General features: G+C 70.1%; 6 protein-coding genes. 5 read left to right on the top strand and 1 reads right to left on the bottom strand.

Annotated elements, in window-relative coordinates; genetic code table 11:
• Positions 1–95: 95 nt before the first annotated feature.
• From ACFSHS_RS18460 to ACFSHS_RS18440, 5 genes are all read left to right on the top strand, one after another.
• On the top strand, positions 96–1,226 hold the full coding sequence (locus ACFSHS_RS18460; RefSeq protein WP_376879244.1) for a glycosyltransferase: 1,131 nt from the start codon (positions 96–98) through the stop codon (positions 1,224–1,226).
• An 82-nt stretch (positions 1,227–1,308) separates the two neighbouring features.
• Entirely contained in the window at positions 1,309–2,694 is a 1,386-nt protein-coding gene (locus tag ACFSHS_RS18455; protein WP_376879242.1) for a hypothetical protein, read from the top strand.
• A gap of 4 nt (positions 2,695–2,698) precedes the next feature.
• Entirely contained in the window at positions 2,699–3,403 is a 705-nt protein-coding gene (locus ACFSHS_RS18450) for a methyltransferase domain-containing protein (protein ID WP_376879239.1), read from the top strand.
• 45 nt (positions 3,404–3,448) lie between these two features.
• Complete coding sequence (locus ACFSHS_RS18445) at positions 3,449–4,564, top strand: glycosyltransferase (protein WP_376879238.1); 1,116 nt, start codon at positions 3,449–3,451, stop codon at positions 4,562–4,564.
• The gene (locus ACFSHS_RS18440; protein WP_376879236.1) at positions 4,564–5,271 is read left to right on the top strand and encodes a polysaccharide deacetylase family protein; all 708 of its coding nucleotides are present in this window, start codon (positions 4,564–4,566) and stop codon (positions 5,269–5,271) included. Before ACFSHS_RS18445 ends, ACFSHS_RS18440 begins: the two co-directional genes overlap by 1 nt.
• 7 nt (positions 5,272–5,278) lie before the next feature.
• Here ACFSHS_RS18440 and ACFSHS_RS18435 read toward each other — a convergent pair whose 3' ends face one another.
• Positions 5,279–6,031, bottom strand: a complete 753-nt coding sequence (locus ACFSHS_RS18435) for a sulfite exporter TauE/SafE family protein (protein WP_376879234.1) — start codon at positions 6,029–6,031, stop codon at positions 5,279–5,281.
• Positions 6,032–6,237: the final 206 nt, after the last annotated feature.

The following is a 6,237-nucleotide window of genomic DNA, read 5'->3' as shown; positions in this document are numbered from 1 at the left end:
CACGAGCAGCTCCTCGCAGCCGGCGGCCGCTACGCCCGCATGGACACCCACCAGCCGGCACATCCGGTCGCGTTGCGGATGGCGGGAGGCGAGGCGTGAACATCGTCGTGACGGGGTGGGTCGCCCCCTTCCCCACGCCGGCATACTTCTGGCACTCCATGGGCTTCCTGCTCGGCTTCCGGGACCTGGGGCACGAGGTCTGGTTCCTGGAGGACAGCGGGGACCACCCCTGGGGCTGGGACATCGCGAACGACCGGCCCGACCCGGAGTGCCGGACCGGAGCCGACGTGCTCGACCGCCAGTTGCGGGCCCTCGGACTCGGCGACCGATGGACGTTCCGCCACATCCCGAGTGGTCGTCACCACGGCATGGGAGCGGACCAGGTCGCCGACGTCCTCGCCGACGCCGATGTGCTGGTCAACGTGTCGCTGATGACCCCCATGCGCGGCGAGTACCTGCAGGTGCCGAACCGGCTGGCGATCGACACCGACCCCGTCTTCACCCAGGTCCGCATCGCCAACGGGGATCCGACGCTGGCCCAGGTGCCGGGAACCCACACCCGGCTGTTCACGTTCGGACGTCCGCCCTTGCCCGGGCAGCTGCACGAATGGCTCCCCACCCGGCAGGCGGTGTCCTTGCGTCACTGGGAGGTCCCCCCGCCCCCGGACCGGACCTGCTTCTCCACGATCACGACATGGCAGGCCTACGAGCCGGTCGTCTGGGAAGGGCGCCGGTACGCCGCCAAGGACGTCAGCTGGGAGGAGTACCTGGACCTGCCGGCGAAGGTCCGTCATCCCCTGGTCGTCGCGATGGGCGGGCGTGGGGCGAAGGAGGGAACCGCCACCTTGTCCGCTCGCGGGTGGCACGTGCGGACGGGAACAGCGGTGTCCACGAGCGAACGGGCCTACCGCGCCTTCATCGAGGGGAGCACCGGCGAACTGAGCCTCGCGAAGCACGGCTACGTCTCCGCTCGTTCCGGGTGGTTCAGCGAGCGCACATGTGCCTATCTGGCGATGGGCCGGCCGGCCGTCGTCCAGGACACGGGGTGGGGGGAATGGCTGCCCTCAGGGGAGGGTCTGCTTCCCTTCAGCACGCCGTCCGAGGCCGTGGCCGCACTGGAGGAGGTGGCGTCGGACCCGCACCGGCATGCCTCGGCCGCGCGACGTATCGCGGAGGAGCACTTCTCCGCGCCCAGCGTCTGTGCCGATCTGCTGAGGAGGCTCTGAGCGTCATGGGCCCGTTGTCGAGGCTCGACGCGCGTCGCCGTACGAAGCCTGCGGTCGTCCCGGTGCTCGGCCGCGCAGGGGCGTGACCGTGGGCACGCGGCTGCGCATCGTGGTGTCGGGTCTCTGCGTCACGTATCCGTACGGCGGCGTGTTCTGGGACTACATGCAGTACGTCCTCGGGCTCCATCTCCTCGGCCACGACGTCCTGTACCTGGAGGACACGGGAAGGTGGGCCTACGACCCGCGGGGCGGGACGTTCGTCGAGGGCGCCCGGGACAACGTGCAGCGCGTGAGCTCCTGGATCGAGGACCTGACCCCCGAGCTCGAGGGCAGGTGGTTCGTGCGCGACGCCGCGGGCAACGAGTACGGCGCCCCGTCGGGGCGGCAGGCGACCGCCTTCTGCCGCTCCGCCGACGTGTTCATCCATCTCTCGGCGTCGTGCTGGATGCGCGACGAGTACTACGAGCCGCCCGTCGTCCTCTTCCTCGACACGGACCCCATGTACACCCACTCCTGGGTCTATTCCGATCCCGAGGACGGGTCGAGGCCGCAGCCGCTGGAGCGGTACCTGCGACACACGCACTTCGCCACGTTCGGGGAGAACACCGGGGCCGAGGACTGTCTGCTGCCCAGCGCGGGCGTCAGCTGGATCCCGACCCGGCAGCCGATCGTCGGGGGTCGACTCCGGGACGTGGCAGGTAGGGCCGCGACCCGTCCGGTCGCCACGACCGTGGCGTCGTGGGAACCGCACGAGGGGGGTCCCCGCTTCGCCGGGAGGCGCTATCACGGCAAGAGCGTGGAGTTCGAGTCCTTCATCGGGCTGCCGGAACGGAGCCCGCTCCCTCTCGAGCTGGCCCTCAGCGGACTGCCCCCCGTGGAGACCCTCAGGGCGCGGGGCTGGCTCGTCCGCGACGCGGGAGCCGTTTCCTCGACCCCGCACGAGTACGCCCGCTACCTCGCCACGTCCTTCGCGGAGTGGAGCGTCGCCAAGAACGCCTACGTCGCGGCGAGGACCGGATGGTTCTCCTGCCGCAGCGCCTGCTACCTGGCGCTGGGGGTGCCCGTGGTGGTGCAGAACACCGGCTTCGACGAGCACCTGCCGCACGGCGACGGGTTGGTTCCTTTCAGCGATCTGGACAGCGCAGCCGAAGGCCTCCTGCGAGTGCGGACCGACCACGCCGCTCACCGTCGTGCCGCCCGTGCGGTCGCCGACGACTACTTCTCCTACGAGAAGGTGCTGCCGCGGCTGCTCGACGCCCTCTCCTCCGTGCCGCCCACGGACCTCTCGCGCCTGCGCACCGTGCGGCAGGACCGACGGCACGGGGAGCCGGATGCTGCCGCGTCCGTCCGCGGAACGGCCCCTGATCGACATGACACGAACTCGCGCCCCGTCCGTCCCGTCGCCGGGACGTCCGTGCCAGGCGGGGACGGACAGCAGCCGATGAGGAGTCCCACGTCCGGAAGGTGAAGCGGTGACCACGAGCACGCTCTACGACGAGAACTTCTTCGACGACCTGCGCGCCACAGCGCATCGATCCGCCGAGGTCGTCGTCCCTCTCGTCCTCGACCTGATCGCGCCCCGCTCCGTGGTCGACGTCGGCTGCGGCCTGGGCACGTGGCTGAGCGTCTTCCACGACCTCGGCGTGGAGGACGTCTGCGGGATCGACGGTGACTACGTCGACCGCCGTGCCCTCGACATCAACGCCGACCATTTCGTCGCGGGAGATCTGTCCTCGGACCTCGTCATGGCCCGGACGTTCGACCTCGCCGTCTCCCTCGAGGTGGCGGAGCATCTGCCGAGCTCCCGGGCCCCGGGCCTGGTACGGGACCTCACGCGCCTGGCGCCGGTGGTCCTGTTCTCCGCAGCCGCGCCGCACCAGGGTGGCACGGGACACGTGAACGGACAGTGGCCGGAGTACTGGGCCGCCCTGTTCGACCGGCATGCCTACCGCGCCGTCGACTGCATTCGCCCACAGCTCTGGTCGGACGAACGGGTCTCGTGGTGGTACGCCCAGAACACGATCCTCTACGTCCGGGAGGACCACCTACCTCAGCTGCCGAGGCTTGGATCGGTGTCGCGCTGGCCGGGTCGGGTGCCGTTGAGGATGGTTCATCCCGGCCTGTACCTGCAATGGGTGGACTACGCCGAACAGGTAGCGCGCGAGCGTTGGTCCTGAACGGGGGAAGCCACCTCTCAGCGTGGCAGCAGGAGGGGTCAAGAGATGACCACGACCGTCGCTCTGCGCGGGAACACCTACGCGTACCTCCGAGGTGGAGGACACCTCTGGGTCTACCTGAACTGGGCACGGGGACTGCAGCGTTCCGGGTGCGAGGTGCTGTGGCTGGAAGTCGTCCCGGGAGCGGACGACGTCACGGCGCGCAACCTCCGACACCTGCGGACGTTGCTGACGGACTACGGACTGGGCGACTCGCTCGTCGTCGCCACCTTCAGCGGAGCACCACTGCGGGGTTCCGGCTTGCCCGAGGAGGGCGTGCTCGACGGCGTCGACCTGCTCCTGGACCTGGCCTACGACACTCCCGAACATCTCGTCCGGAAGTGCCGGCGCTCCGCCCTCGTCGACATCGACCCGGGCCTGACCCAGTGCTGGTGGGCTGACGGCCTGGTCTCGCCGGTCGACCACGACTTCTACTTCACCACCGGGGAAGGCGTAGGGGGACGGCACAGCCGTGTTCCCGACTGCGGTGTGGAGTGGGTGCACGTCACGCCGGTCGTGGACACGGAGTCGTGGGCCACCAGCCCGCTGGCCGACGATGGGGCCCCGTTCACCACCATCACGCACTGGGAGGGTGACGAGTGGTTCTGCCACGGCGGAGCCTCTTTCGACAACAGCAAACGAGCCGGCTTCGCGCCCTATCTGGAGCTACCCGCTCGTACGGCTGCTCCGCTCGAGCTCGCCCTCCCTCTAGAGAGCGTCTATGACGGCGAGAACCTCCTTGCCGCCGGCTGGAGACTCCGGGACAGCTGGGAAGTCGCACGGACACCCACGGCATACCAGTCCTACATCCGCTCCTCGCGTGGCGAGTTCAGCTGCGCCAAGCCCTCGACCGTCCATCTCCGCAACGCGTGGGTCAGCGATCGGACCCTCTGCTACCTGTCGTCCGGCAGGCCCGTCATCGTCCAGGACACGGGGCCGAGTTCGTACCTGCCCGAGGGCGAAGGGTTCCTGCGCTTCCGCTCACCCACCGAGGCGGCGAGGCGTCTGGAGGCAGTGATCACCGACTACGACAGGCACAGCGCCCGTGCACGGCAGCTTGCGACGGAGGTCTTCGATGCGAAGAAGGTCCTGTCCTCGGTTCTCGAACGGACGCTCTCCTGATGGCACGTGAGCTGCTCATCCTGGGATACCACCGGATCGGTCCTCCGGGCCCCGACGGCTGGGAGACCTGGTTCTTCGTGCCGCAGGAGGTCTTCGACCACCACCTCGACCTGATCAGGGACTCCGTCTGGCAGCCGATCGATCTGGACGCTTTCCTACGCGGCCTGGACGATCCCGCCACGCTGCCGGAGCATCCGATACTGCTCACCTTCGACGACGGCTACCGGTGCATGCGTGACGTAGCCGCTCCCGTTCTGCACCGGCACGGCATGCCCGCAGTGCTGTTCGTGCCCACCGATCACGTCGGGGGGCCGAACGCCTTCGACCCCTGGGAGCCCCCCGGGCGGATCTGTGACTGGGCAGATCTGCGGTTCCTGGAGCGGCGGCGGATCGCGGTGCAGTCCCATGCCGCCAGTCACCGGACCTTCGGTGATCTGACACTGCAGGAGCAGACGGAGGAGTTGCACCGGTCCAAGCAGGCGATCGAGAAGGGCCTCGGCAGGCCCGTCCACCTGCTCGCCTACCCGTTCGGGGACCGTGGGCGGGAGCCGGAGCGCATGGCCCAGGCGGCGCGGAGCATCGGCTATTCCGCGGGCTGCGGGTACCCGGGCGGGGTCAACGACTTGCCCGTGCCGGACGCGTTCGCGTTGCAACGGGTCGCGATGGGTCCCGACACGGACCTGGCGAGCTGGCTGGCGCGCGACTGAGCCGGAATCAGGTCCTGAGGAAGAGGTAGACCGAGACGACCACGCCGAAGGCCACGATGAGCACCCGCAGCGGGGTGGTCGGGATGCGGGTGGCAATCCGGGCGCCGAGGAAGCCGCCGACGAGCGTGGCCGGCGCGGCCACGGCGACGACGTCCCAGTGCACGTCCCCGAAGAGCCCGAAGACGACGACGGTGACCGTGGCCGTCACCGACGAGAGCACCGACTTCAGCGCGTTCGCCAGCTTCAGCCGGTGCAGCGCGATGCCCAGGACGCCGACCAGGATCACGCCGAGCGCACCGCCGAAGTAGCCGCCGTAGATCGTCGCGAGGAACAGAGCGACGTAGAGCCAGGCCGGGTCGCGGCGGACCTCGCCCTCCTCGCGGCGGAGGCGGCGGGTGATCAGCGGCTGGAGTGCCAGCAGCAGGCTGGCCAGCAGCACGAGCACCGGGACGACGAGGTCGAAGGCCTCCGACGGCGTCGTCAGCAGCAGGACGCTGCCCGCCGTGCCGCCCAGGACGGCGACCACCGCGAACCGCAGGATCCGGCCGCGCTGGCCGGCGTACTCGCTGCGGAAGCCGGCCACGCCGCCGAGATAACCGGGCCACTGGGCCACGGAGTTAGTGACGTTCGCCGCCACGGCGGGCAGGCCGAGCGCGACCAGGGTGGGGAACAGGATCAGCGAGCCGCCGCCGGCGATCGAGTTGATCCCCCCGGCCAGGAACGCCACGCCGGCGGCGAGGACGAGGTCGACGGCGGGCACGACCGGCGAGCCTACGGCCCGGTGACCCCGGCGTTCCGGGTGCACGCGCGAGAGGTTGGCCGGCCGCACCCTGAGGTGCCCGTCCGCATGCTGCAGCGCGAGGGCGGCGACCGCGCCGCGAGGTCGGCGGTCACGGCAGACTCCGCTCAGTGTCAGGGTGCTGGCACCGCACCGGCTGGTTGCGGTGGTTGGGATCCTGGCCAGCG

This window comes from Blastococcus deserti, assembly GCF_042682525.1.
Lineage (GTDB): Bacteria > Actinomycetota > Actinomycetes > Mycobacteriales > Geodermatophilaceae > Blastococcus_B > Blastococcus_B deserti.
The sequence above is the reverse complement of the archived record's forward strand: the minus strand, read 5'-3'. Positions and strand labels throughout refer to the sequence as shown.

Coding starts and splice junctions, on each gene's coding strand:
- ACFSHS_RS18445 (WP_376879238.1), top strand. CDS start 3,449: ATGACCACGACCGTCGCTCTGCGCGGGAACACCTACGCGTACCTCCGA.
- ACFSHS_RS18440 (WP_376879236.1), top strand. CDS start 4,564: ATGGCACGTGAGCTGCTCATCCTGGGATACCACCGGATCGGTCCTCCG.